Source organism: Bradyrhizobium sp. Ken51 (genome assembly GCF_055807435.1).
The window spans coordinates 23,532-47,403 of the sequence record NZ_JBVVPB010000005.1 but is presented as its reverse complement, the minus strand read 5'-3'; the positions used below and the strand labels follow the sequence as shown (position 1 = coordinate 47,403).

At 63.9% G+C, this 23,872-nt stretch carries 22 protein-coding genes; 7 read left to right on the top strand and 15 right to left on the bottom strand.

Annotated features, from left to right (window positions below; translation table 11 throughout):
• Positions 1-26: 26 nt before the first annotated feature.
• The 4 genes from AC0L27_RS11380 to AC0L27_RS11365 form a co-directional block, all read right to left on the bottom strand.
• Positions 27-1,433 (bottom strand): MATE family efflux transporter, encoded by a 1,407-nt coding sequence (locus AC0L27_RS11380; protein ID WP_473318989.1) that lies wholly within the window; start codon positions 1,431-1,433, stop codon positions 27-29.
• Between the two features lie 58 nt (positions 1,434-1,491).
• Entirely contained in the window at positions 1,492-3,291 is a 1,800-nt protein-coding gene (locus tag AC0L27_RS11375) for an ABC transporter ATP-binding protein (RefSeq protein WP_354256130.1), read from the bottom strand.
• 484 nt (positions 3,292-3,775) lie between these two features.
• Entirely contained in the window at positions 3,776-5,362 is a 1,587-nt protein-coding gene (locus tag AC0L27_RS11370; protein ID WP_275173904.1) for a DHA2 family efflux MFS transporter permease subunit, read from the bottom strand.
• 26 nt (positions 5,363-5,388) lie between these two features.
• Positions 5,389-6,708, bottom strand: coding sequence for an HlyD family secretion protein (locus tag AC0L27_RS11365; RefSeq protein ID WP_354205280.1), 1,320 nt, complete (start codon positions 6,706-6,708; stop codon positions 5,389-5,391).
• Positions 6,709-6,903: 195 nt separating this feature from the next.
• On the opposite strand from AC0L27_RS11365, the gene AC0L27_RS11360 reads away from it, so the two are divergent.
• Together AC0L27_RS11360 and AC0L27_RS11355 are read left to right on the top strand one after the other, a co-directional pair.
• Positions 6,904-7,539: a TetR/AcrR family transcriptional regulator gene (locus tag AC0L27_RS11360; protein WP_354205278.1), complete on the top strand. Its 636-nt coding sequence runs from the start codon at positions 6,904-6,906 to the stop codon at positions 7,537-7,539.
• Positions 7,540-7,583: 44 nt separating this feature from the next.
• Positions 7,584-7,925 (top strand): DUF6665 family protein, encoded by a 342-nt coding sequence (locus AC0L27_RS11355; protein ID WP_354205276.1) that lies wholly within the window; start codon positions 7,584-7,586, stop codon positions 7,923-7,925.
• A gap of 134 nt (positions 7,926-8,059) precedes the next feature.
• Here the strand turns inward: AC0L27_RS11355 and AC0L27_RS11350 are convergent, their stop codons facing one another.
• The 3 genes from AC0L27_RS11350 to AC0L27_RS11340 form a co-directional block, all read right to left on the bottom strand.
• Complete coding sequence (locus AC0L27_RS11350) at positions 8,060-8,845, bottom strand: potassium channel family protein (RefSeq protein ID WP_354205274.1); 786 nt, start codon at positions 8,843-8,845, stop codon at positions 8,060-8,062.
• Between the two features lie 64 nt (positions 8,846-8,909).
• Positions 8,910-9,263 carry a hypothetical protein gene (locus tag AC0L27_RS11345; protein WP_473318986.1) on the bottom strand — a complete coding sequence of 118 codons (354 nt, stop codon included), beginning with the start codon at positions 9,261-9,263 and terminating at the stop codon, positions 8,910-8,912.
• A 210-nt stretch (positions 9,264-9,473) separates the two neighbouring features.
• The gene (locus AC0L27_RS11340; RefSeq protein WP_354205271.1) at positions 9,474-9,605 is read right to left on the bottom strand and encodes a helix-turn-helix domain-containing protein; all 132 of its coding nucleotides are present in this window, start codon (positions 9,603-9,605) and stop codon (positions 9,474-9,476) included.
• On the opposite strand from AC0L27_RS11340, the gene AC0L27_RS11335 reads away from it, so the two are divergent.
• The gene (locus AC0L27_RS11335) at positions 9,549-9,812 is read left to right on the top strand and encodes a DUF6665 family protein (RefSeq protein ID WP_473319286.1); all 264 of its coding nucleotides are present in this window, start codon (positions 9,549-9,551) and stop codon (positions 9,810-9,812) included. The two genes, AC0L27_RS11340 and AC0L27_RS11335, sit on opposite strands and share 57 nt — an antisense overlap.
• Before the next feature lie 171 nt (positions 9,813-9,983).
• Here the strand turns inward: AC0L27_RS11335 and AC0L27_RS11330 are convergent, their stop codons facing one another.
• Positions 9,984-10,556 (bottom strand): bifunctional transcriptional activator/DNA repair enzyme AdaA, encoded by a 573-nt coding sequence (locus AC0L27_RS11330; RefSeq protein ID WP_354205269.1) that lies wholly within the window; start codon positions 10,554-10,556, stop codon positions 9,984-9,986.
• A 149-nt stretch (positions 10,557-10,705) separates the two neighbouring features.
• Here AC0L27_RS11330 and panE point away from each other — a divergent pair, with 149 nt between their 5' ends.
• Both panE and AC0L27_RS11320 read left to right on the top strand, forming a co-directional pair.
• Positions 10,706-11,626, top strand: coding sequence for a 2-dehydropantoate 2-reductase (gene panE / locus AC0L27_RS11325; protein ID WP_473318983.1), 921 nt, complete (start codon positions 10,706-10,708; stop codon positions 11,624-11,626).
• A gap of 19 nt (positions 11,627-11,645) precedes the next feature.
• Positions 11,646-12,926, top strand: a complete 1,281-nt coding sequence (locus AC0L27_RS11320; protein WP_473318982.1) for an MFS transporter — start codon at positions 11,646-11,648, stop codon at positions 12,924-12,926.
• A 117-nt stretch (positions 12,927-13,043) separates the two neighbouring features.
• Here AC0L27_RS11320 and AC0L27_RS11315 read toward each other — a convergent pair whose 3' ends face one another.
• From AC0L27_RS11315 to AC0L27_RS11285, 7 genes are all read right to left on the bottom strand, one after another.
• Positions 13,044-13,772 (bottom strand): Crp/Fnr family transcriptional regulator, encoded by a 729-nt coding sequence (locus AC0L27_RS11315; RefSeq protein ID WP_354205263.1) that lies wholly within the window; start codon positions 13,770-13,772, stop codon positions 13,044-13,046.
• A 32-nt stretch (positions 13,773-13,804) separates the two neighbouring features.
• A complete protein-coding gene (locus tag AC0L27_RS11310; RefSeq protein ID WP_473318978.1) occupies positions 13,805-15,199 on the bottom strand; it encodes an amidase family protein in 1,395 nt (464 codons plus the stop codon).
• 62 nt (positions 15,200-15,261) lie between these two features.
• Positions 15,262-16,272: a taurine ABC transporter substrate-binding protein gene (locus tag AC0L27_RS11305; RefSeq protein WP_473318976.1), complete on the bottom strand. Its 1,011-nt coding sequence runs from the start codon at positions 16,270-16,272 to the stop codon at positions 15,262-15,264.
• Positions 16,273-16,301: 29 nt separating this feature from the next.
• Complete coding sequence (locus tag AC0L27_RS11300) at positions 16,302-17,141, bottom strand: ABC transporter permease (RefSeq protein WP_354060465.1); 840 nt, start codon at positions 17,139-17,141, stop codon at positions 16,302-16,304.
• Positions 17,138-18,436, bottom strand: a complete 1,299-nt coding sequence (locus AC0L27_RS11295) for a M20 family metallopeptidase (protein ID WP_473318970.1) — start codon at positions 18,434-18,436, stop codon at positions 17,138-17,140. Before AC0L27_RS11295 ends, AC0L27_RS11300 begins: the two co-directional genes overlap by 4 nt.
• Positions 18,437-18,755: 319 nt before the next feature.
• On the bottom strand, positions 18,756-19,946 hold the full coding sequence (locus AC0L27_RS11290; protein WP_473318969.1) for an extensin-like domain-containing protein: 1,191 nt from the start codon (positions 19,944-19,946) through the stop codon (positions 18,756-18,758).
• 306 nt (positions 19,947-20,252) lie between these two features.
• Complete coding sequence (locus AC0L27_RS11285) at positions 20,253-21,101, bottom strand: DUF2147 domain-containing protein (protein ID WP_473318967.1); 849 nt, start codon at positions 21,099-21,101, stop codon at positions 20,253-20,255.
• A 195-nt stretch (positions 21,102-21,296) separates the two neighbouring features.
• On the opposite strand from AC0L27_RS11285, the gene AC0L27_RS11280 reads away from it, so the two are divergent.
• Positions 21,297-22,061, top strand: coding sequence for a DUF2147 domain-containing protein (locus AC0L27_RS11280; protein WP_473318965.1), 765 nt, complete (start codon positions 21,297-21,299; stop codon positions 22,059-22,061).
• A 272-nt stretch (positions 22,062-22,333) separates the two neighbouring features.
• The gene (locus AC0L27_RS11275) at positions 22,334-23,788 is read left to right on the top strand and encodes a FecR family protein (protein ID WP_473319285.1); all 1,455 of its coding nucleotides are present in this window, start codon (positions 22,334-22,336) and stop codon (positions 23,786-23,788) included.
• The last annotated feature ends 84 nt before the right edge of the window (positions 23,789-23,872 follow it).

Genomic DNA, 23,872 nt, shown 5'->3' with positions numbered 1-23,872 from the left:
ACGCCAAGCACGCAGATAAGCGCTCGCTACGCGGGCGCGCGTGCAGGAGACCCCACGGGCTTGGGCACGGCCGGCTCGGGGGACTCCTCGTGCCGGAGCATGACAAGGCGCTTCCTGAATTCACGTCGTAGCAGCCACACGCTCAAGGCGGCCTGCAGCGTGGTCGTCGCGATCGACAGGTACCAGACATGCTCCATCCGGAAGCCCGGCCACGTCGAGAGCCAGATCGACGGCAGGGAATAGGTGAGGACCCGCGTTGCCGAGGTCCACAACACCGGCTTGGTGTTGCCAAGCCCCTGAAACAGGCTGGAGCAGGTGAAGATCAGCCCCTGCGCCACCATGTTGAGCGAGACGATGCGCAGAAAAAGCGACGCAACCGCCATCGTCTCCTGATCCTTCGAGAAGCCGGTTAGCAACAGACCAGGCGCGAGTTGCGCCGGGATCAAGAAAACGATCATCACGGCGGTCGCGATGAGCGCCGCCTTGACAAAGGTCTCTCTCACGCGCGCTCCGTTGCCGGCGCCGAAGTTCTGGCCGGCGATCGGCCCTGCAGCAAGGGCGATGGCGAGCGCCGGCATCTGCATCAGGCCGAGCAGACGCGTTCCGATGCCAAATCCGGCCTGTGCCGCCGAGCCGAAAACGCTCAGCACGTAATAGCCCACGGCCATGATGATGAAGACCATCGCGAACTCGCCGCCTGCGGGCAGGCCGACATTGAGAATCCTCTTCCACTGCTGAAGCTGCGGTCGCCATTGCGTGGGATCAAAGGCGACATAGCGTTCCAATTTCAGGAAATACACCAGCAGCATGAGCACACCGATGAAGACGGCAATCGAGCTTGCGAGGCCCGCTCCGGCAACACCGAGCGCGAGCCCGGTGCCCCAACCCGAGATCAGGACCGGCGCCAGCGCGATATTGATGGCCACTGCAAGCGCTTGAACCAGCATGCTCGGCCGCACGATGCCTGTCGCCCGCAACGCAGACGCCATGACCTGCGACGCAAACTGCAGCGCCAAAGCCGGCATGAACCAGAGCAGATAAACCGCGCCGGCTTCGACCGTGGCCTCATCGGCCGCGACCGCGCGCATATATGGACGCGACAATGCGAAGCCTGCGCCGAGGGTCAGGAGCCCGAACAGCACCGAGAGGACGACCGACTGGTTGAAGACGAGGTTCGCGTCGCCGCGATCCTTGCGCCCCACGGCGTGCGCCATCAGCGCCACCGTGCCGACGCCGAGCACCTGCATCAGCGCATTGACGAGAAAGCCGGCATTGCCGGCCGCGGCGACGCCCGCGATTGCCGCATCGCCCAGTCCCGACACGAAATACAGGTCGACCAGCTGGCAGATCATGATCGTGATCATGCCGACCACGATCGGTGGCGCCATGCTCAGGATGTGGCTCACGATGGAGCCGCGCGTCAGGTCCTTCATGTCGTTCCATCCTCTGGCGCCGCGACGGCGGGACTTTCGTCCCGCCGTCGCGCGCCACTCATTCCGCTGCTGCGATCTGTCCGAGCTCCACCACCTGGCGCTCGAACAGGCCGCGATAGATGCCGCCGGGCTTGGCCGCGAGCTTGGCATGTGTGCCTTGCTCGACGATCTCGCCGTGGTCGAACACCAGGATGCGATCGAGGCTCCGTACCGTCGACAGCCGGTGCGCGATCACGATCGAGGTGCGGCCTCTCATCAGCCGCTCCATCGCCTGCTGGATCAGCGCCTCGGATTCCGAATCGAGGCTCGAGGTCGCTTCGTCCAGGATCAGCACCGGCGCATCGGCCAGGAAGGCGCGCGCCAGCGCCACGCGCTGCCGCTCGCCGCCGGAGAGCTTGACGCCACGCTCGCCGACCAGCGTGCCGTAGCCCTTAGGCAGGCGCACGATGAAGTCGTGCGCGTTGGCCAGCCGTGCCGCCTGCTCGATCGCCTCCAGGCTGGCGCCGGGCCGGCCATAGGCGATGTTCTCGGCGAGCGAGCGGTGGAACAGGATCGGATCCTGCTGCACGATCGCGATCTGGCTGCGCAGCGAATGCTGCGTGGCCTTGGCAATGTCCTGCCCATCGATCAGAACGCGGCCGCCGGTGACGTCGTAGAGCCGCTGCACCAGCTTGACGAAAGTGGTCTTGCCGGAGCCGGAGCGGCCGACGAGACCGACGCGTTCGCCGGCGCGGATCGTGACTGAGAGTCCGTCATAGAGCGGCGCGTGATGGCCGCCGTAAAGGAACGTGACATCATCGAACACGAGCTCGCCACGCTCGATCGCGATCGGCCGCGCGTTCGTCGCATCCGCAATCCCGATCGGCTCGTCATGAATCGCCACCAGTTCCTCCATGTCGTTGACCGAACGCTGCAGGTTGTTGATGTGCATTCCGACGTCGCGCAAATAGGCATGGATGACGTAATAGCTCGTCAGCACATAGGTGACGTCGCCGGGCGAGGCCCGCCCCGACACCCACAGCAGCACGGCACCGCCGATCACGGAGGCGCGCAGGGCCAGTAGCACCGAGAGCTGCGCCAGATTGGTGTAGTTGTAGCGGAGCCAGGTCCGCCGCACGCGCACGCGCCAGCGGTTGACGACACGGGCAAGCCGCGCGTCTTCGCGCACTTCCGCGCCGAAGGATTTCACTACCGCGTTGCAGGTCAGCGCGTCTGCCAGCGTGCCGCCGACCTTGGTGTCCCAGGCATTGGAGACGCGCGCGGCCGGCGCGATGTAGCGCGTCGAGAACAGCACCGTCATCGTGACATAGACCAGCGCGCCAAGCGCGATCACCGCGCCGAGCGAGGCCCAGTGCACGCCGAGCAGGATCATCGACCCGATCAGCACCAGCAGCGACGGCGCCACCGCCATCAAGATGGTGTCGTTCAACAGGTCGAGCGCCCACATGCCGCGGGTGACCTTGCGCACCGTGGATCCCGCGAAGGAGTTGGCGTGCCAGTCGGTCGAGAAGCGTTGCACGCGCATGAAGGCTTCCTGCGCGACCTCGGACATGATCTTCAGCGAGAACGGCACGATGGCCTGGAGGCCGGTCAGCCGCAGCACCATGGACGCCGCGCCCAGCGCCACGATACCGGCCAATGCCATCAGCGCCTCGTGGCGCGCGGCGGGATCGGAAGGGCCGCGCGTCAGGGCGTCGACCAGATGTCCGGAGAATACCGGCATGAACAGGTCGGCGATGGTCGCACCCAACAAGCCGCCGGCCACGACGAGGCTACGCCCCGGCTGCTTCAGCCAGTGCCGGAACACGAAGGGCAGCACCACGCGTATCGCCGCGGGCCGTTTTGACAGAGCGGTCATGGCATCATCCGGCCGCTTATGACGCGGGCCGGCTCCATTGATGGACACAGACCGGCCGCGAGGGCCGAGACGGCGTCACTTAAAATTGGCTTTGACTTGGGAAGCGGAGCGATCGGGACTGAAAGCCCAATCGAAGCTGGCGGAAGATGCCTCTAGGAGGCCGAGCACATACCGAGCCAGAGCATCATCGAGCGCGGGCGTGCGATCTGCGAATGCGACGAAATCATGCAAATCCTCCCGGTTCGATGGAATGAGGTGCGCTTTATAGATGTGTCATCGGTGATTTGCAACGGGGCTCGCGCGAGATCACGCACGAGTGTTGCAAATTAGTGCGCGTCGCTGCGCGCTCCTCCGTCATGCCCCGGCTTGACCGGGGCATCCAGTACGCCGCGGCTTCTATGGCAGGAGCGCGCTTTCCAACCAAGGCCTCTGGAATACTGGATCGCCCGCCTTCGCGGGCGATGACACCGGATGAGTGGCTGGCTTAGTGCGCGTCGCCGCTGGCGCCGAACGGCGAGGCTGGTCTCTTCAACAGTGTGACGAGCAGGGTGAGGCCGAGATAGAACAGCGTCAGGATGAAGAAAGCATCGCCGAAGCTCATCACCACGGCCTGGCGATGCACGAGCTGCGAGAGCTGCTTCATCGCCATCAGTGTGGAATCGCCGAGCCCCTGGAATTTCTGCATGAACATGGTCAGGGTTTCGGTCGCCGTCGCGTTGCCCCAGGTCACGCGCTCCTGCAGGCGCGTGATGTGCAGGTCGGTGCGGTCGTTGAGCACGGTGTTGATGACGGCGAGACCCACGGCGCCGCCGAGATTGCGCATCAGGTTGAAGAGACCCGAGGCGTTCTTCACCCGGTCGGGCGCCAGCGTGCCGAGCGCGATGTTGTTGGTCGGCACCATCGCGAACATCATGCCGATGCCGCGCAGGATCTGCGGAATCAACAGCTCGTAGAAATCGTAGTCGCGCGTGATCCAGGTCATCTGGTAGGAGCCTAGCGCGAACACGACAAGCCCGAACGCGATCATGTAGCGCATGTCGTACTTGGCCATCAGACGGCCGACCACCGGCGCGACCAGGAACATGGTGATGCCCGAGACGAACATGGTCTCGCCGATCATCAGCGCGCTGTAGCCGCGCACTTCGGCGAGATAGCGCGGATAAATGTAGGTCAGGCCGTAGAGGCCGATGCCGATGCAGAACTGAAGGACGCAGCCGATCGCGAAATTGCGGTTGGAAAAGGTGCGTAGATTGACGATCGGCTCGGCCGCGGTGAAGACGCGCCAGAAGAAGGCGATCGCCGAGATGCCGCAGATCCAGGCGCAGATCGCGACCGAGGGGTCCTGCATCCATTCATATTGCGGGCCTTCCTCCAGCACGTATTCCAGCGTGCCGAGAAAGCCGGCCATGAACAGCAGTCCCCACCAGTCGAAACGATCGAGCAATTCGAAATGCGGCTCGTCGAAATCGACCAGCGCCAGCACGCCGATGGTGATACCGATGCCGGGCACGATGTTGATGAAGAACAGCCAGTTCCAGGACATCAGGTCGGTGATGTAGCCGCCGACGGTCGGCCCGATGGTCGGGGCCAGCGTCGCGACGAGCCCGATGATGGGACCGACGATGTGGAATTTGGTGCGTGGGAAAACAGTGTAGGCCGAAGCGAACACGGTCGGGATCATGCCGGCGCCGAGAAAGCCTTGCAGCGCGCGCCAGAGGATCATCTCCTCGATGGTGGTGGCGAAGCCGCAGAGCAGGCTCGATGCGGTAAAGCCGGCCGCGGAGATAGCGAACAGCAGCCGCGTGCCGAAGGCGCGCGACAGAAATCCCGAGAGCGGAATCGCGATCACTTCGGCGATCAGATAGGCGGTCTGGACCCAGGAGACCTCGCTGGAGCTTGCCGACAGGCCGGCCTGGATTTCACTCAGGGACGCCGAGACGATCTGGATGTCCAGGATCGACATGAACATCCCGAACACCATGATGATGAAAGCGAACAACCGCTTCGGCGCGATGCGCTCCGAAGCGGGGTCCGCCATCATGGCAGGTGAAGCGGTCGTGGCGTTCGCCATGATCTGTCCTCGCGGGCGCAGGCGCGCTACTGCGGATGGATCATGGTGGCGTCGTCGAGATCGACCTCGCTGTCGGCGTCGGCCGCGCCCTTGTTGGTATCGACGCTCGCGTAGACCGACATGCCGGCGCGGAGCAGGTTTTGCTTCGCGACCGACTTCGGCACGCGGATGCGGACCGGCACGCGCTGCACGATCTTGGTGAAGTTGCCGGTGGCGTTGTCGGGCGGCAGCAGCGTGAATACCGAGCCCGAGCCCGCCGCGATGCTGTCGACGACGCCGGAGAATTTGCGCATGCCATAGGCGTCGACCTTGATCGTCACCGGCTGGCCGGGGCGGATGCGCTTGAGCTGGGTCTCCTTGAAATTGGCGTCGATATAGACGTTGTCGAGCGGCACGACGTTGCCGAGCCGCTGGCCCACCGCGACGAAGTCGCCGGCACTGACAAGGCGGTTCGAGAACGTGCCGTCGACCGGCGCGCGCACCGCGGTGAAGGCGAGATCGCGCTCGGCCTTGGCCAGCGTGGTCTTGAGCTCGGCGAGCTGCGCCTGCGCTTCGGCCTGCTGCGCCTTGGCGACGTCGACATTGCTGAGCGCGACATCGTAGGCGGCCTGCGCAGCCTTGACCGCGGCGGCGCCCTGGTCGCGTCCGGCTTCGGAGCTCTCGAAGGTGGCGCGGGAGGCAAAACCCTTGTTGCTCAGCGCTTGCTGGCGCTCATAGTCGAGATCGGCGCGCTTGAGGCCGGCTTCGGCGGAGACGAGCTGCGCCTTGGCCTGTGCGACCTGGCTGTCGAGCGCCGCGACCTGGCGGCCGATGCGATCGATGGTAGCCTGCTGGGTCGCGATCCTGGTCGCGGCGGCGTCGACCGCGATCTTGTAGTCGCCGTCGTCGATGCGGAAGACGATGTCGCCGGCGCGCACCGTCGTGTTGTCGCCGGCGAGGATCGAGGAGACGTGGCCGGCAACGCGCGCGCCCAGCATGGTGTTGTTGGCGCGGACATAGGCATCGTCGGTCGCGACGTAGAAGCGGCCGACCAGCGTGTAATAGCCGGCATAGCTCGCGGCCGCGAGCGCCAGAAGCAGCCCTATACCCATCATCACGAATTTGCGCTTGCCGGACTTCGGCGCGCCGGCGGCGGCGGGCGCGTCTGGGGCTGCGGCCGGCTTGTCGGTCACGGGCTTCTCCGGCGCCTCGCTGGGAAGGCGCTTGGCTTCCTCGGCCACATGAGAGCGCAACTGCTCGGCGAGAGCTACAGACGTCTCGGTGGCAGCGTCACCACCCGCGGGCGTCGGCGTCTCCACGGCGTCCTTGCGAAGGACCCGCGCAGCCTGGTCTCTCAATACGGCCATGAAGGCCTCCCCAAAAAAAGCGCGATGAGGGACGTTCGCCGTGCGGCCGGGTCCCTCTCGCCTATCCCAAATATCATTGACCGAACCGTTCGGTCAATATAGATAATATTCCCGGGCAGAGCCTACTGGCCCGAATCCTTTATTTCGGTTTCATGGCCCTGGACCGATGCAAAAACTTTCCGAGACCCTGAACCAATGGTTGTAGCCGCTCGCGAACATCTGCACGTCATCCAGGAGGAGGACAGTTCCAAACGCCGCCAGATCTTGGACGGAGCCCGCAAGGTGTTCATGGATCTCGGGTTTGACGGTGCCAGCATGGGCGAGATCGCCCGCGCGGCGCAGGTCTCCAAGGGCACACTTTACGTCTACTTCGCCGACAAATGCGCGCTGTTCGAAGCCATCCTCGAGCAGGAGGCGCTCCAGCACGGGCAGGTCGCGTTCAATTTCGATCCCGCGCGCGATGCCGAGACCACGCTGAAGGATTTCGGCCAGGCTTACATCCATCTGCTGTGCCGGCCCGGCGGCGGGTCCGCAATCCGCACTGTGATGGCGATCGCCGAGCGCATGCCCGACGTCGGCCGCCGCTATTATGCGCGGGTGCTGGACAAGACCATCAACCGCCTCTCCGACTATCTCAAAGCCCATGTCGCCTCCGGCGATCTCGCGATCGACGATTGCGACCTCGCGGCGTCGCAGTTCATGGAACTGTGCAAGGCCTCGCTGTTCCTGCCCTTCGTCTTCCAGGCCGCGCCCGCACCATCGGAAGAACGCATGAGCGAAGTCGTCGACAGCGCGACGCGGATGTTCCTGGCGGCGTACTGGGCGAAGTAGCCGCACGCGTTGCAGGCCGTTCCGTCGGTCCTATATTGGGGCTCATGTCCCGTGATCTCCGCCCGCCCGTCGATATCCTCCATTACGAGATTGTCCAGGAACAGGCCTCCGCGCTCGGACGGATGGGCCGCACGCTCGAACAGGCGCTGGCGCGCTTGCGCGAGTTCGACGCCGCCCATGCCCTCCCCGAGGTGCCGGCCTCGCTGCAACCGGCCAGGCGCAAGCTGGTGATGGAAGCCGGCCACGCGCTCTGGATGTTCGTGGTGCAGCGTGAGGCGACCGGCCTGCGCGACAGCCGCCACATCATGCGGACCTACAACGTCCCGTCCGAGGTGCAACTGTGCATGGGGCTGGTCCCGGCACCGTCGAAGTCGACCCGAAAATGATTTTCGACGGCGCCCGGCGCTAGAGCTCCTCGCGAGCGGGCACCCACGACCGAAAAACGCCATCCACGCCGAATGACCGCTTGGGCACCGCTCCTGATGACGGCAATACGTCTCGATCGCTGAGGTAGAAACAGCTACGCCAAACCTTCATCGGGAATATTGAGAACAGCGCCGCATGCTTTGCAATGCACGGCATCGCTCTCATGCCGCTGTAGTCCGCAAGCTGGGCAAGGAAATCTGACCTTGTTCGGACTCAACAATGCGCGCGCAAGATTGAAGAACAGGGTTACTCCGAAAATCATGATCACGACGGTTATCAAACGACCTATTGTGCCTGGCAGGGTAATATCGCCAAAGCCGGTCGTCGTCAGCGCGGTAACAGTGAAATACAGCGCGTCAGCATAATTCCGAATCTGATCGTTGCGAAACTTCTGAGTCTCGTAAACTATCCCCGTCATGACAAATATGAAAACCGCAAGGTTAGTGACGGCAAAGATGACCTCCTCGTTGCGACGGAAGAATGACGAATCCATGCGCAACCTAGCGAGCATCTGGTAGTCACGAAGCAGTCCCAACGTCCGCAAAATCCGCAGAAAGCCGCCCGCCTCGCCAGCGAGGGGCGCCAGGAATGAAACGATGGCGACTATGTCAGCCCATGTCGAGAGGCGGGCAAACTTTCGAAGCGGGTGCCGGTCGGCGAGTAGCCGTGCTGAAAAATCGGCCAATATCATTGCGCCGAATAGCAGGTCGAACGTTTCGATGATCTCACTGGGGTGCAGGAACGACGTTCCGATGATGAACAGTATGGTCACAACATCAAACGCGAGCAACGCATAGCGGAAACCAACGGCGCTAGGCGTTGTACCTTCGTAGAGGCGACGGACGCGGCTTCTCAGGGAGGTGTGGTTCACAGCTGCCATATGCTCGCACTTTGCACAGATGATTGCAGCTGGGACGCCCCTTGCGCGCGCTACGAGATCTAAGTCAGTGCGACAAGTTCGAGCTAGTTGACGCTTCCGTGACAGTCCGAAGCACCAGCGTCAGGTGGCTGTTACCGGGACGGACTGTCATCGGCACAACCTCGATGCTATCGGGTCCCCGCTCGCCTGCTTTCCTCCACTGAAATGCCGCGCCGGGTCTGCCGTATACATTCACCCTTTTTGTTTCTCTTCTGCGCTCTCCATCGGAGCTTTTAGAGCGTTCTTCGAAGCGATCAGCGCCCTTCGCTAAATCGTGTCCCGTCTTGCTCTCGTTTTTCGCTTCTTCCTTAGCAGTCGCCTCGCGCAAGCCTTCAGCGGCCCGTTCCCCAGCTTTTGATGATTTTCGTTCGTCATCCATGTGAAACACCTTCCCCGATAAACGACAGGCTTCTCCAGGAATTCAACCGGATCGCTTGGAGATTGTTCCAGTTCGCTGGAAGCAAGTGCGTTTACTGGCCCGAAGCTGATTCAGACAAACAGCACGTGCGCTCCGGTCACAAGCCGCCCATCATGCTCAAGGCGGGAGACTTCGGTTTCGCGTCGGTAAGCTGACCTTGATGGGCACGACCTAGTCGGTCACCTGCTTCCGTAACGCAGCGAGATCGTTGACGACCATCTTGGTCGGGCCGGTCCAGATGATGCCATCCTCTTGGAGGCGGCTGAGGATCAGGCTGATCGACTCGCGCGTCGCGCCGATCATGCCCTCCCCGAGGTGCCTGCCTCGATGCAGCCGGCCAGGCGAAAGCTGGTGATGGAAGCCGGCCACGCACTCTGGATGTTCGTGGTGCAACGTGAGGCGACCGGCCTGCGCGACAGCCGCCACATCATGCGGACCTACAATGTCCCGGCCGAGGTGCAGCTGTGCATGGGGCTGGTCCCAGCGTCCTCGAAGTCGGCCTCGGAATGATTTCTACGGCGCCGTGCGCTAGAGCGTGTACTCATCGAGCGGCCGGCCGCCTGATGTCCGGCTTAACGCCAACACTGGCCGACGAGCGGATGGCTTCCGAGGTCGCAGATGGGCAAACAAGAGACGTGTGCGCTCGGCTGACGATCTGTCCGCTTCACCGGAAGCCGACGTTTACGTGGCACTCGGTTTGCGGGCACGCCTGATCTGCGTTGGCGGTCGCCGATAAACCTCAACGAACACCGTATTGAATCGCCGCAAGCTACCGAAGCCTGCGCGCACCGCGATCTCCGACATCGTGAGATCGGTCTCGTCCAGAAACCGCTTCGCCCGCTGCACGCGTGTCGTCTGGGCGACCTGAACCGGGCTTGCACCGAGATGCCTTTGGAAGAGCCGGGACAAATGTCTCGAACCGATCCCGAGACGATCGGCCAAAGTCTCGACGCTGCCGTCATCAAGTGCACCGTCCGCGATGAGCCGGAGCGCACGTTCGACAGTGGTGCGTGTTCCCTTCCATGCAGGCGAGAAAGGAGCAGCCTCGGGCCTGCACCTCAGACACGGTCGGAAACCCGCAAGTTCGGCCGCTGCTGCCGACGGATAGAACATTACGTTGGCCGCCTTGGCTGGGCGCACCGGACAGACAGGGCGGCAGTAGATACGTGTCGTGCGAACGCCAGAAAAGAATAGGCCGTCGAAGCGACGATCCCGCCTAACGCGCGCCCGTTCGCATTCTTCGATATCGAGCATTGAGTTCCTCGAGGATAGCCGGCGACGGAGTCCGATTCCGGCGAGCGCGCAGAGTGCCCCTTCTGGTATGTAGATGTCCAGGAACAGCGGAGCCGCGGATAAGCAACGTTCTGGACAATCCGGTATCCAACAACAAGAGGAATTGAGAGATGCGCGTTCTCATCGTTGGCGCAGGGGCCATTGGCGGATACTTCGGCGGCAGGATGCTGCAAGCCGGCCGCGACATCACCTTTCTGGTGCGGCCGCGCCGTGCCTCGGAGCTTGCCGCCGCAGGCCTCGTGATCAAAAGCCCGAATGGCGACGTAACGCTGAAGCATCCGCCTGTCGTCCAGGCTGACACCATCAAGGACAAGTTTGACGTCGTGCTGTTGAGTTGCAAGGCCTACGACCTCGACGATGCGATCAAGTCGTTCGCGCCGGCGGTAAGCGAGAGGACCGTGATCATCCCGCTGCTCAACGGTATGCGTCATCTGGACGTTCTCGACGAAAAAATTGGCGCGAGCCAGGTGCTGGGCGGGCTCTGCCTGATTGCGGTGACACTGAACGACAAGCGCGAAGTAGTTCAGCTGGCCCCGGTGCAGTCGCTTGGTTTCGGCGAGCGCGACGGCAAACTGTCAGACCGGGTTCGCGCCATTGAGGACATCGTCAGAAGCTGTAATTTCGACGGCGCGGCGAGCGAGACCGTCCTGCAAGACATGTGGGAGAAATGGGTGTTCCTCGCGTCGATCGCGGCCTCGACCAGCGTGATGCGCGCCCCAATCGGCATGATTCTGGCGGCGCCCGGCGGTAAGGACTTCCTGCTTGGCATTCTCGACGAATGCAGGGCGGTCGCGACCGTGGAGGGCTATCCGCCCCGTGCGCCTGCGCTGGAACGCGCGACAGGGATGTTGACCACGGAAGGCTCACCGCTCACCGCATCGATGTTCCGCGACATTAAGGCGGGCCAACTGATCGAAGCCGATCATGTGATTGGCGACCTGATTGCGCGCGCTGATACCGCAAAAGTTCCGGTGCCCCGGCTGCGCACGACCTACACGCATCTGAAGGCATACGAGCAAACGCGCGGTTGATCGCGCATACGGTGCGTACTTGGCAAGTCGTCGCCCTGCCCTCAGATCAGGACACCTAACTCTGCAGATCCCCGAGCTTCGACAATCGCGATTTCAGGGCTGGTCCGTCGTTTGGGTCGCGTTTGTAATCGCGCTGTTCGGATGGGGTGTCGGATTTTATAGTCCGGGAGTGCTCTTGCTGACGTTGCACGCTTCCAAGGGCTGGCCGGTCGCAATGATCTCTAGCGCGATCACTGCGCACTTCCTGATCGGGGCAGCACTGATTGTGTACTTACCCGAAGCTCACAGATCACTTGGGTTGGCGCAGACAACGATCATCGGCGCGGTTCTCGCAGGCGCAGGGATCGTGGCCTGGTCAGTCGCGTCAGCTCCGTGGCAATTGTTCGTGGCGGCAGCAATCTCGGGGAGTGGTTGGGCAGCGACGAGCGGTGCGGCGATCAACGCGATGGTCGCTCCATGGTTCGATCGAGATCGACCAAAGGCCATCGGCTTGGCATTCAACGGCGCAAGCATCGGCGGCGTCATGTTTCCACCCTTGCTTATTTTGCTGATCGCCAAGATTGGAGTTGAGGCGGCGGCGGTCGCGGTAGGTATCGCCATGCCGCTGGTCATAATACCTCTTTCGATTTTTTACCTGCGCCGTGATCCGAAGGGACTCGGTCTGGCGCCCGACGGACTGCTTATCGACAGCAAGCCCCACGTCGCTGCCCCATCGACGCGTAGTCCTCGTAAAGACCTCATCAAGACAAAGGGTTTCATGACACTTTCAGTGGCCTTTGCGTTGGCTCTATTCGCTCAAGTCGGACTGCTAACGCACTTGCTGACCCGAATATCCCCATTGCTCGGCGAGAACGGGGCTGCCGCCGCAGTCAGTATGGTGACGACATCTGCTGTTTTGGGCCGCACTCTGCTAGGCTGGACGATCGGAGGCCGTGATCGCCGCCTGGCTGCATCCGCGAACTTTCTCCTCCAAAGTGTCGGCGTTGCATTGATGATCATCTCAAATGTGCCCACGATTGTACTGGTTGGTTGCGTGCTGTTTGGTCTCGGCGTCGGTAACGTTGTTTCCCTTCCCCCGCTTATCGCGCAACATGAGTTTCGTCCGGCCGACGTCGGTACGGTCGTCGCGCTCGTGGTGGCGTTCAATCAAGCTGTCTTTGCGTTGGCTCCTGCTATCCTCGGCGTACTTCGGGACATTTCGACGAGCTACGTGGTGCCGTTCGCCTTGGCCGCGGCAATGCAAATCGTAGCCGCGTTGATTGTGCTCATAAGGCCTCCAAGAAGGTCGGCTGGTGAGTAGATCTTCGGACGAACCCAGCGGTGGAGCCAGTGCCTGCAATGGGTCAAAAGCCGCCCATCATCCTCAAGGGGGGAGACTTCGGTTTTGCGTCGGTAAGCTGACCTTGATGTGCACGACCTAGTCGGTCACCTGCTTCCGTAACGCAGCGAGATCGTTGACGACCATCTTGGTCGGGCCGGTCCAGATGATGCCGTCGTCCTGGAGGCGGCTGAGGATCAGGCTGATCGACTGGCGCGTCGCGCCGATCATGCGCGCGAGATTGGCCTGCGTAATGCGGCCGAGCGAGATCGGGCCGCTCTCGTCCTGGGCCGCGTTCTCGCACAGCTTGACCAGCAGCAGCACCAGCCGTTCCGCCGCCTTCTGTCCCGCCAGCGTTTGCGCCAGCATCGAATAGGTCTCGCCCTTGAAGCCGAGACACTCGATCAGCGCGACTGCGAACGACGGCGACTGCGCGATCAACCGGCGGACCGCATCCTGGTCGAGATGCAGTGCTTCGACCCGCCCGAGCGCGCGGGCCGACCAGCTGTGGCGGTGATCGCCGAGGATATAGGGCGCGCCGACGAAGTCACCGGCCTCCCAGGTCGACAGCATCAGTTCGCGCCCTTGCGTGCCGGCATGGGTGCTTTCGACGATCCCATTCAGGATGATGTGGACGCCGTTTGCGGGCTCGCCCTCCCGCAGCAGATATTCGCGATTCTGGTAGGTCGCGAGCCTGCCGGTTCGCATCACCAGATCCAGATCGGGCTTGTCCAACGCCTTCAGCACATAACGTCCGGTCCCGGGCCGTGGCAGTTCGGCGCGCGGCTCAGCTGGATCGGCCACCTCATGCGCATCGCTGCGCCCCACGATCGGTCTCCCTTCGAGTAACGGCTCGAAGGCTAGGAGGTCTCCGCTCGGATTGCAACGCGGCGCAGATGTTCGGGCTCGGCCGAAGCCTCCATGAAAGCGCAAGCCAGATCAGTGAGCAGGCGCTCCCGGCCGGCCGGCGCCAGGAACGTGACGCCATAGGGCACGCCCGCCGCGGTGATTGCGTTCGGAACGGCAATGGCGGCCAGGCCCAGCGGGTTGGCATAATTGGTGTAATAGCCGTTGTTGAAGTTGGCCGTCAGCGGATCGCGCGCGACGTCGTCGATGCTCAGCACGGTGCCGACCGTCGGCACGACCAGCGCATCGTGAACTTGCCAGAAGTCGCGCAGCGATCGCTGGACCTCCTTGACCTTGTAGAGCGCACGATAGGCGTCGGCCGCGGTGAACTTCCGGCTGCCGACGACGAGGTCGCGCACGATCTTCACGCCCGCGTCCGGATTGGCGTCGAGGAACGCGCCGACCGAGACGTCCCGCTCGGCGAGGAAAGGTCCGAAAAACATCAAATCGTTGACCGAAATGAAGGGCGCGAAATCGACCGATGCCACCGACAGATCGAGCCGCCGCAGCTTGCGAAGCCCATCGCCGAACAGCGCCTCCGTCTCCGAATTGCCGAAGAACCTGAGCTGATCCGGACGCGGCGTTGCGATGTTGAGCGGCCGCGCTGGAGATGCCTGCTCCGTCCATCCGGCGAAATTGACCGGTGAAAAACAGTCGCCGGCATCGCGCCGCGCCAACACGCGATAGATCTCGTGGCCATCGCGGGGATCGCGCGTGTAGAGCGAGATCGTATCAAAACTACGGCACGCGTAGACCATGCCGCGCTGACTGAAGGCGCCGGGCGCCGGCTTGAAGCCGGTCACGCCACAATAGGACGCCGGCACCCTGCCCGATCCGCCGGTATCGGTGCCAAAAGCAAAGGACGAGGTGCCTGTCGCGACCGATACCGCGGCGCCAGAACTGGAGCCGCCGGGAATGTAGTCGGGATTGTGCGGGTTGCGGGCGATGCCATAGGGCGAGCGCACGCCGACCAGGCCAGTGGCGAACTGATCCATATTGGTTTTGCCGAGATAGATCGCGCCGGCGGCGATGGCGTCGGCGACAACCGGGCTCGTAGCTTTCGCGGTGTAGGCGAATTCCGGGCAGGCCGAGGTGGTCTGCTCGCCGGCCACGTCGATGCAATCCTTGACCGAGAACACGAAGCCGTAGAGCGGCAGCTTGCCGATCTCGCCAATGCGGGCATCGAGCGCGCGGGCCCTTGCCATGACGCCTTCGGGATTTGCCGTCGAGATCCAGACGCCGCTCTGGTCGGCGTCGTCAAGGCGCGAAAGCACATGTGCGGCGACATCGGACGGCTTGAGCTCACCGCTGCAATAGGCGGCGCGGAGGTGGCGAGGTGCGAGATTCATGTCGGTCACGTGCGTGCGGGGATTGGCAATATGCCGGCGAGACAAGCCCGCCGGCATCGACCCTAGCGGCCGATCACCTTCTCCAGATAGGCGGGCTGGATGAAGGCTTCGAAGTCGGCGCGCGGCAGCAACTTCGGCAGGCGCTCCTGCTTCACCAGGAAATCGGCGGTCGAGATCAGCGTGTCGACGAACTTGCCCTTCTTCGCGGACGTGCCGAGATACTCCTCCGTGAGCTGCTTGTTGCAGGGGACCATCCCGGTGCCCTTCATCATTCGCTGCGCGTCCTCGATGGGCAGCGAAAGCTCTTCCGCGATGATCTCCGCGGTCTTCTCCGGGTTGTTCAGCCAGAAATCGATGCCTTCGCATTCGGCCTTGATGAACTTGTCGACGTAGGACGGATACTTCTCCGCAAACGCGTTCATGACGACGCCGATGTCCCAGGTCGGGTAGCCGCGCTTGGCCATCTCGCCCGAGGTGACGAGGATCTTGCCGCCGTTCTTGACGGTCTTGCCGAGATTCGGCTCCCAGAACCAGGCCGCGTCGATGTCGCCGCGAAGCCAGGCCGCCGCGATGTCCGAGGGCGCGAGGTCCAGAATCTTCATCGAGCCGGGATCGACGCCCTCGTCCTTGAGCGCCTGGAGCAGGAGGTAGTGTGTCGTGGAGCCGAACGGCGCCGCCACCGTCTTGCCCTTGAGGTCCTTGAGCGAGGTGATGTTCTTGTCGGTGCGAACCACCATCGACTCGACGTAGTCGAGCATGTTGATCACCAGGATGCCCTTGATCGGCAGGGCGCGCGTCGCGCCGATCGCGGTCGGCGGATTGCCGAGGCCGCCGAAATCGACGTCGTTGCCGGCGATCGCGCGCAGCATGTCGCCGCCCCCGCCGATCTTGACGTATTTGATGTCGACCCCCGGCATCTCCTTGGCGAGCAGGCCAAGATGCTTGGTGACCAGTTGCGCATTCACGAGGTTCAGATAGCCGACGGTCACCTTCGCCGGCTTGTCCTCGGCGCGTCCTGCGCCCGTGAGCGCCAACGTGGCAACTGCGAGCGTCGCAATCAGTCTCTTCATCATGGAGGTCTCCCCTACGATCAGGATTGGATTCAGGCCCACGGCATCAACAGTTTCGCGATTCCACGCATCATGAGGTCGAGCACGACGCCGGTGAGACCGAGCACGATCAGCCCCATGATCACGACGTCGGAGAGCAGGAATTTTGCGGCGTCCCAGATCATCCAGCCGATGCCGGCGGATGCCGCGACGATTTCGGCGGCGACGAGAACGGTGTAGGTGAATCCGAGCGAGATGCGCATGCCAGCGAGAATCAGCGGTCCCGCCGCCGGCAGGTAGACGTGAAAGAGCAGATGGCGCCGGGTCGCGCCGAGCGACTGTGCGGCGCGCACGTAAACGGGATCCACGCTGGTGACGGCCTGGATCGTCGAGATGACGATGCCCGGCAAACCGGCAAGAAACAGCAGCGACAGCTTCGAGCTCTCACCGATGCCGAGCCACATCACCAGCAGCGTATAAAGGCCGAGCGGCGGCAATGGCCGGTAGAATTCGATCAGCGGATTGAGCAGCGCGCGGGCATTCCGCGACACGCCCATGAGGACTCCGAGCGGGATGCCGATCAGGCAGGCCAGCGTGAAGGCCGTGAGAATACGATAGAGACTTGCGCCGAGATGCTGAAGCAGGGTCGCGCCCTGATATCCCTTCGTCATCGTCTTGACGAACGCAGCCCAGACCGCCTGCGGCTTCGGCAGGAACAGCTCGTTGGCCCAGCCCATCTCCGTGACGATGGCCCAGCCGGCCAGCAGCACGGCGACGGTCAACGTCGAGAGCAGCACCGATCGCGAGACCTTCGGAAGCCCCAGCCGCAGGCTGCCGCGTCGGGTGCGATCCGGCGAGATTGGAATCGTCATGTGGGTCGCCTCGACGCTCATGTCCGCACTCCCAGGATCTGCATGATGGTCAGCGCGTAGATCCGCGTCGCCATCACCGACTTGGTGATCGAGATGTTCTCGTTGTCGACGGCCCAGCCGTCTTCTCCGGGACCGAACGTCACCGCATTGATGCCGGCTTCGCGGAAGCGGATTGTGTCGTTGAAGGCGTTCTTGCGGTTGACCCCGGGCTCGCGGCCCATCAGACGCCGGTAAACGGCGCGCAAGGAGCGGCAGGGCTCCTCCTCGACCGGCACCGGTTCGGTCGCGTTGACGAACAGCGAGCCGGGCACCTGGCGCACCTCGACCTTGACGTCGTTCACGCCGGCAAAAGTGTCCCGTCCGAGACGCTCGATGTCCGCAATCACGCTCGACAGCGTCATGCCGGGCACGATGCCGACCACGGCGAGCGTGATGGTGCAGGCATCCGGCGAGAACTGCATCTCGCCAGGCAGGCCGGAACGAATGCGCACCACGGCGCAGCAGGGCGGCGTATGTCCCATGAACTTGCTGGGGACATGCGTGAACGCCATGTCCTTCAGTTTCGGCAACAGCTTTGCCGCTTCCATGATGGCGTTGACGCTGATGTCCGGCCGCCAGATGTGCGACTTGATCCCGTGGACAGTGAGCTCGATCAGGCAGTGGCCGGAATTGGCCACCGACAGGTTCATGCCCCAGTCCCTGTTGACATCACCCCAGGCGGTCGGCTCGGCGGTGATCTCGTAGTCGGCGGTCAGGCCGACCTTGTTCAGCATGTAGATGGAGCCCTCGGTGCCGTTCCGCTCCTCATCGACAGTGTAGCAGCACATCAAGGTGCCATCGAACTTCACACCCGCTTCGGTCAGGGCCTGCACTGCGAGCAACGATGCAGCGAGGTTGCCGCGCGTATCGGACGTGCCGCGCGCATAGAGCAGATCGCCGTGGCGCGTCGCCTTGAACGGATCGAAATCCGTCATGTGCCATTTCTCGGGCTCGACGGCTGGATAGGTGTCGAGATGGTCGTTGAGAATGAGCGAGGGGGCGCCGTTGCGCCCCTTGAGCACGCCCAGCACGTTCGGCCGGTGCGGCTGCGCGCTATGCTTGGTGACCTCCATGCCGAGCGCTTCGAGCTTGCCCGCGACCAGCATCGAGATCGCCTCTTCCTCGGCGGGCGGCAAATCGGGATCCAGCGGATTGCCGGAACGGGGCTGCCCGGTGCGGATCAGCTCGGACGCCAGTTCAAGCCAGCGCTCCTCCGTGATGCGCGACAGCACGCGCTGTTCGAGATCCGAATAAGGAGGGGTGACAGGCATCTGCATGACGGGATCCGCTGGCTCACGGCGCCGGCAGCGCCGCTTCGTGGCAGCCTCCTCATTGCAGCGACCGTGCCAACCGCCGAAAAGGCCCGCCGCGGCACAATTGTCTTTCTGACTTCAATGGCTTAGGCGGGATTTGCGCGCGCGCAAATTTTTGCGCTCGAGATGCGCTCTGCCGAAGACGCGACGTCGGCTGAACAGGCAAGGCTCAGCGCGAGGCCGCCCGGCGTGGGGTCGTAGCCCGCATGGAGCGAAGCGCAATGCGGGAACGCCTTCCAGGATTGCGCTGCCCGTAGTCCAGGCTACGGACCACGCGCAATCCTCAATCGTCGGCGTACTCGTCCTCTTCGTGCTTGCGAAGCGTGCTCTTGCGCGTACCCAGCGAGCCGGTGATGGTGGGATCGCGCCTGCTGGCGTAAGGGCTGCGCGATTGCGCCCTGCCGGCGACCTCTTCGCCGGAGACGGCGGCGGGCTGGCAGATCAGGCGGCGGCTGGCGCGGCGCATCAGATCGACGTGGATGTGATCGTAATGATAGACGTTCGAGCCCGGCGCCAGCACCGTGGTGAAATGCACGCACGCGCCTGACTGCACGTCGCGCAAGAATCCCTGCTCCTCCGGCATGCCGCGCCAGCCATCCTTCACGGTGACGCGGCGGCCGTCGGCGAGCACGAAGGCGGCGATGTCGAGCGCGTTACCGAAGGCGTGCTCAGAAATATGGGCGTGCGAATTGCCGTTCATGCCGCGGCAGGAATAGGCGGAGATCTGCTTGATCTCCGCGACGCGGGTGCCGAACCAGCGCATCGCCGATGGCTGCACGGTGTCGGCGAGCCAACGGTCGAGCTCGGACACGATGGGACAGGCCAGCGTCGCAACCGGCTTGATCGCAACAGGACCGACGGCAGTGACGGGGTTGCCCTGTGCCGGACCAAGACGCGGCGGCGGTTGCTGCGCGGGCGCCTGCGAGTACGGCGCCGGCCGCGCCGGATAGCTCGGCGCATTCATGTAGCGCGATGCGCCCGCGGCATCGGTGCCCTCGGGCGGCAGATCGATCTCGTCTTCCTGCTGCGCCACGCCGGGTGCGTTCAACGACACCGGGCCGGACGGCGCGCCATAGCCGGACGGCTGGCGCACCGCGCTCTCGGGATAGTTTGAGCGTTGCGGATAGTTCTGGCCTTGCGGGTAATTCGATCGCGGCTGCGTCACCGGCCAGCGCGGCTGGCTGCCCACGCTCCCGGGCGGACGCAATTCCTCATCGGCAAAGCCGTAACTGCTCGAGGCGTCGCCGAGGGCGGCGACCTTGAGCGGAAACTCGGCGCCGCACATGCCCGGCCCGGAGATCGGGTCGATGCGAACGAGATCCGGCCCCTCTTTCACCGCGCCTGATTTCAGGCATGCGGCTTCGGCCTCGGCCCGCCACGGTTCACGTTCGGCCTGGAAGAAGCCGCGTCCGCAACCCGCTAACGAAACAAGGACGATGGAGCCGACGAGATACAAACGAACTCCGCGCGTCATGCACGCACGTTCGGTGAATTTACTTAAAGACTCTTCAACGTGTTGATTTCAGTGTTCTTTAACCATGTCAGCCCGCGCGCGCCTAATGCCCTGCCGGGGGCGAGCGACAGCAAGGCTGACTTTTTCGAAAAGAGACTTTCTGTTAACCATGACGCTCTTGCGCAAGGCGGCGCGACAGCGGGAGCGACCTCATGACGTTCGCCGGTAAACTGAGCGTTATCACCGCGTACCTCGCCATGGCCTTTGTCGGCGCCATCGTGCTCGGCATGGTCTAGCGGCTTCAGTCGAAGCTACCGAACGCATCCCTTACGACCGCGCGCTCCACTGCCGCGACGTCGTGATCAGCTTCTCCGGCCGCTCTTCGGCTCGCGTCCAGTCGTTGCCGGAACACCAGAAATGGCCCAGTGCGCAGGCTTCGACGTGAAGCTTGCCGGAGCTCTTCAGCGTCATCCTCGCATAATAGGTGCTGCCGCTCGAGCGGCTGTAGATGTTGCCGGTCCAGACGTCGTGGGTTTTCGGCTTCATGTTGACGAGCACGCTCTCGCCCCTGGTCGACGCTTCAGTCAGCGCGAAGCCGCACAGTGCCGGTCCACAGCGTTCGATGCGGACCGTGCCCTTGGCGCCTGCGCTCTCCCATTCGCCGAGCGGCAAATAGGCCTGCTCGTCGTCGTCGCGCTCAGGGCTGGTCACGGGCTGCTTGAGCTCCGGCCTCGGCGAGACGACAGGTGCCTCCATGCGCGGCGGATCGAGCGCGACGGTCTTCGGCGGTTCCGTCCGCGGTAGCTCGACCCGCGGCGGATTGGCGCTTGGCGCCGGCGGCAGAACAATTGGCTGCGACGTCGTTGAGGCAAGGACAGGAGCCCCCGGCGCTGGCGCGGGCGCGACCACGATGGCTTGCGGCGGCCTGACCGGAGCCACGGGATAGAGCGGCTGCGACGGCGGAAGCACCGGCGTCGGCGCCGGTGTCGTATCGACGTCCGCCCGAAAGCTGCGATGGGAGGAAACCGAAACACAGGAAGCCGATCGGCAACGACTGGACGACTCGACCTGGAATCGATGAACGCCGATCGAGAACGCGTAGGACCCGGCCTCGGCTGCGGGCGCAATCGCCATCAGCGCGATCAATGTGCCAAGCGAAGTCACAAGCCGCGTCATCGGCGCCTCCCTCTGTGTCGCGACGAGGTTACGCAGATGGAATCGCAGATGAATGTGCGCTGCGTCACCCAGCGGCCGCGAGCCGTTGTGACGTCTATCACAGAACGTCCGATCAGCCCGGCATAGGGTCGAACCACGCTTCATCCACCAGCGACTTCAGTCCCATCGGGACCCACACATTCTTCGGAGGTTGTCATGAACAAGCTCGCCATCGCCGCCACCGCTCTCTTCCTCGCGTCCACCGCCGCCGCGCATGCCGGCAATTCGCTCTCGTTCCAGATCGAAGGCCAGAAAATCCGCATCGAGACGCCGCGCAACTGCGCCTCGCTCAATTGCGTGACCATCGTGGCGCCGGGCTTGTCGGACAAGCCGATCAAGCTGAACAACATCAACCTCAAGGGCTTGGGCTCGAAGGACGATGACGTCGACACCACGCCGGCCACGACCACGCAGCCCGCGCCGGCTCCCGTGCAGCAGGCGCCGGTGCAGGCGACCGCGCCGGCAGCGCCCGCTATCGCGGCTCCGGCCACGACGGTTGCCGCTGCTCCGGCCGCCAGCTACGACACCACAACGCAGGCTGCGCCCGTCGCGGCGCCCGCTCCCGTTGCCGCGCCCGCACCCGTCGCAGTTGCGCCGCCCCCCGCTCCGGCTCCCGTCGCCGCGCCTGTCGCGGTTGCCAACACGCCGATCGGCGTTTGGGCCACCGAAGAGAACAAGGGCAATGTCCGTGTCGAACAGTGCGGCGTCAATCTCTGCGGCTACGCCGCAAAGACCAACGAGCGCATCCTGATCAACATGAAGCCCGACGGCGCGAAGTGGAGCGGCCGCATCCACGATCCCGACTCCGGCCGCAATTACGACTCGACGATTGCGATGAAGGGCCCGAATGCAATGCGCGTGCAGGGCTGCGCCTTCGGCGGCATGTTCTGCGGCGGCCAGACCTGGAAGCGCGTGAGCTGACGCCAAAGGTGACGTCTCCAACACATGCACATTCTTCGTCATGCCCGGGCCTGTCCCGGGCATCCACGTTCTTAGTCCTGCGCTTCAAGGCGTGGATGGCCGGGACAAGCCCGGCCATGACGGTGGAGAGGCTTGGCCACAAGCTAGTATCGCGTACCGTTTGAACGTTCGCTGCCCCCGTGCGATAGACATTCATCCGCCGTTCACCTGCATCAGGATGATATCGGTCGATCTCGCCTCGCGTTTCTCACCGGGACCTCCTCTTGAATTTTATCGTGGCCTGGCGCCGCTTTTTGTTCGCGCTCGCCTTGCTGGCCTTGCCGCCGGCCGGCTCAAACGCAGCATCTGCATCCGATGCAATCCACCTTGCGCAGGCGCAGCCACAAGCGCAGCCGTCGCCCGCCCCCTCGCCGACTCCATCGGCTTCACCCGCTCCCGCGACCGAGGCGCAGCCCGCCGCCGTCGAGCCGATCGGCAATGTCGCAACGGTGACGGGCATCGCGACCGTGATCCGCGACAAAAATTCCTATCCGCTGCGGGTGCGCGACGACATCTATCTCAACGACGTCGTGCAGACTTCGTCGAACTCCTCGCTCGGCATCACCTTCGACGACGCGACCACGTTCAACCTTTCCGCAAGCACGAAGATCACCATCGACACTTACGTCTATGAGGACGGCGGCAAGCACAACGCAGGAATCTTCGACATCGGCAAGGGCACGGTCGCCTTCGTCGCGGCGGCGGTGGCAAAGACCGGCGACATGAAGATCACGACGCCGACGGCGACGCTCGGCATCCGCGGCACCACGGGCGTCGTCGACGTGCCGGAAGGCGGGGCCGCGAACAAAGCCAACAACGTCAACATCAAGCTCTATCCCGACGCCGACGGCCGGGTCGGACACATCGACGTCGACGATCGCACGAGCGGGACGCGGCTCGGTGCGCTGACGCAAGGCGCGAGCGGTTTTGCAATCCGGCCGGGCGCAGCCGCTGCCGGCGTCATGCGCTTTGCCGCGGTGCCGATCACGATTGCGCCACAGCAGATCGCACGCGACCGCGGCTTCGTCGGCCAGGTGCATCTGGCGCAGACCACGGGCCGGCAGATCGTCACCGAGCAGCGCGACTTCCGCCGCGCCAATCCGACCGCGAGCCCGCGCATTCCGCGGCCGTTCCAACCGCCGCAACAGCAACAATTGCGGCCGAACACGGCGCCTGGCCAACAGCCGCAGCGGCCGAACGGCCAGCCCGGTCAGAACAACCGTCCAGGCCAACAGCAGCCGGGCGCGCCAGGTCGCCAAGGCAACCAGCAAGGCGCCCAGCCGCCGCAGCGGCCGGGCCAAGGCGGCGCGGTGCAACCGGGTACGCCGCGCGCGGGTCGAGGTCAGCAGCAACAAGGCCAGAAGCAACGCGCGGGGCGTCCGGCAGGCCTACCGCGTGCCGGTCAAGGCACGCAGCCTGACGGCACGCCGCAAACCCGGCCGCAACGCGGTGGACAGATTCCGAGGCAGCCCGGCGGAGTCGCGCCGCAGCAGCCGGGCGGAGCGCAACAGCAGCCCGGCCTGCAGCCGCGACTGCCGCGCACCGGATTGCAGCCGGGCCAGCCGCCCGCGGTTCAACAGCCGGGCATGCAGCGACCGGGCAGCTTCCAGCAGCGCCCGCCCGCCGCACAACTCCCCGCAGCGCCGCGAAGGCCAGTGCCGGCCCCAAAGGAGAAGGAGCGGCGGTGACGTGCGTCAGCTTGCTGCTCTCTCTCCCCGTCATTGCGAGGGCAGCGAAGCAATCCAGAGTCCCTCCGCGGAAAGATTCTGGAT

What these genes read in the sequence shown, in the direction of transcription:
- AC0L27_RS11285 (WP_473318967.1), bottom strand. Translation starts at nt 21,101, where the DNA reads ATGACGCGGCTTGTGACTTCGCTTGGCACATTGATCGCGCTGATGGCG.
- AC0L27_RS11295 (WP_473318970.1), bottom strand. Translation starts at nt 18,436, where the DNA reads ATGCAGATGCCTGTCACCCCTCCTTATTCGGATCTCGAACAGCGCGTG.
- AC0L27_RS11380 (WP_473318989.1), bottom strand. Translation starts at nt 1,433, where the DNA reads ATGAAGGACCTGACGCGCGGCTCCATCGTGAGCCACATCCTGAGCATG.
- AC0L27_RS11340 (WP_354205271.1), bottom strand. Translation starts at nt 9,605, where the DNA reads ATGATCGGCGCGACGCGCGAGTCGATCAGCCTGATCCTCAGCCGCCTC.
- AC0L27_RS11300 (WP_354060465.1), bottom strand. Translation starts at nt 17,141, where the DNA reads ATGAGCGTCGAGGCGACCCACATGACGATTCCAATCTCGCCGGATCGC.
- panE (WP_473318983.1), top strand. Translation starts at nt 10,706, where the DNA reads ATGCGCGTTCTCATCGTTGGCGCAGGGGCCATTGGCGGATACTTCGGC.
- AC0L27_RS11290 (WP_473318969.1), bottom strand. Translation starts at nt 19,946, where the DNA reads ATGACGCGCGGAGTTCGTTTGTATCTCGTCGGCTCCATCGTCCTTGTT.
- AC0L27_RS11355 (WP_354205276.1), top strand. Translation starts at nt 7,584, where the DNA reads ATGTCCCGTGATCTCCGCCCGCCCGTCGATATCCTCCATTACGAGATT.
- AC0L27_RS11310 (WP_473318978.1), bottom strand. Translation starts at nt 15,199, where the DNA reads ATGAATCTCGCACCTCGCCACCTCCGCGCCGCCTATTGCAGCGGTGAG.
- AC0L27_RS11365 (WP_354205280.1), bottom strand. Translation starts at nt 6,708, where the DNA reads ATGGCCGTATTGAGAGACCAGGCTGCGCGGGTCCTTCGCAAGGACGCC.
- AC0L27_RS11350 (WP_354205274.1), bottom strand. Translation starts at nt 8,845, where the DNA reads ATGGCAGCTGTGAACCACACCTCCCTGAGAAGCCGCGTCCGTCGCCTC.
- AC0L27_RS11330 (WP_354205269.1), bottom strand. Translation starts at nt 10,556, where the DNA reads ATGCTCGATATCGAAGAATGCGAACGGGCGCGCGTTAGGCGGGATCGT.
- AC0L27_RS11280 (WP_473318965.1), top strand. Translation starts at nt 21,297, where the DNA reads ATGAACAAGCTCGCCATCGCCGCCACCGCTCTCTTCCTCGCGTCCACC.
- AC0L27_RS11370 (WP_275173904.1), bottom strand. Translation starts at nt 5,362, where the DNA reads ATGGCGAACGCCACGACCGCTTCACCTGCCATGATGGCGGACCCCGCT.
- AC0L27_RS11305 (WP_473318976.1), bottom strand. Translation starts at nt 16,272, where the DNA reads ATGATGAAGAGACTGATTGCGACGCTCGCAGTTGCCACGTTGGCGCTC.
- AC0L27_RS11345 (WP_473318986.1), bottom strand. Translation starts at nt 9,263, where the DNA reads ATGGATGACGAACGAAAATCATCAAAAGCTGGGGAACGGGCCGCTGAA.
- AC0L27_RS11360 (WP_354205278.1), top strand. Translation starts at nt 6,904, where the DNA reads ATGGTTGTAGCCGCTCGCGAACATCTGCACGTCATCCAGGAGGAGGAC.
- AC0L27_RS11375 (WP_354256130.1), bottom strand. Translation starts at nt 3,291, where the DNA reads ATGACCGCTCTGTCAAAACGGCCCGCGGCGATACGCGTGGTGCTGCCC.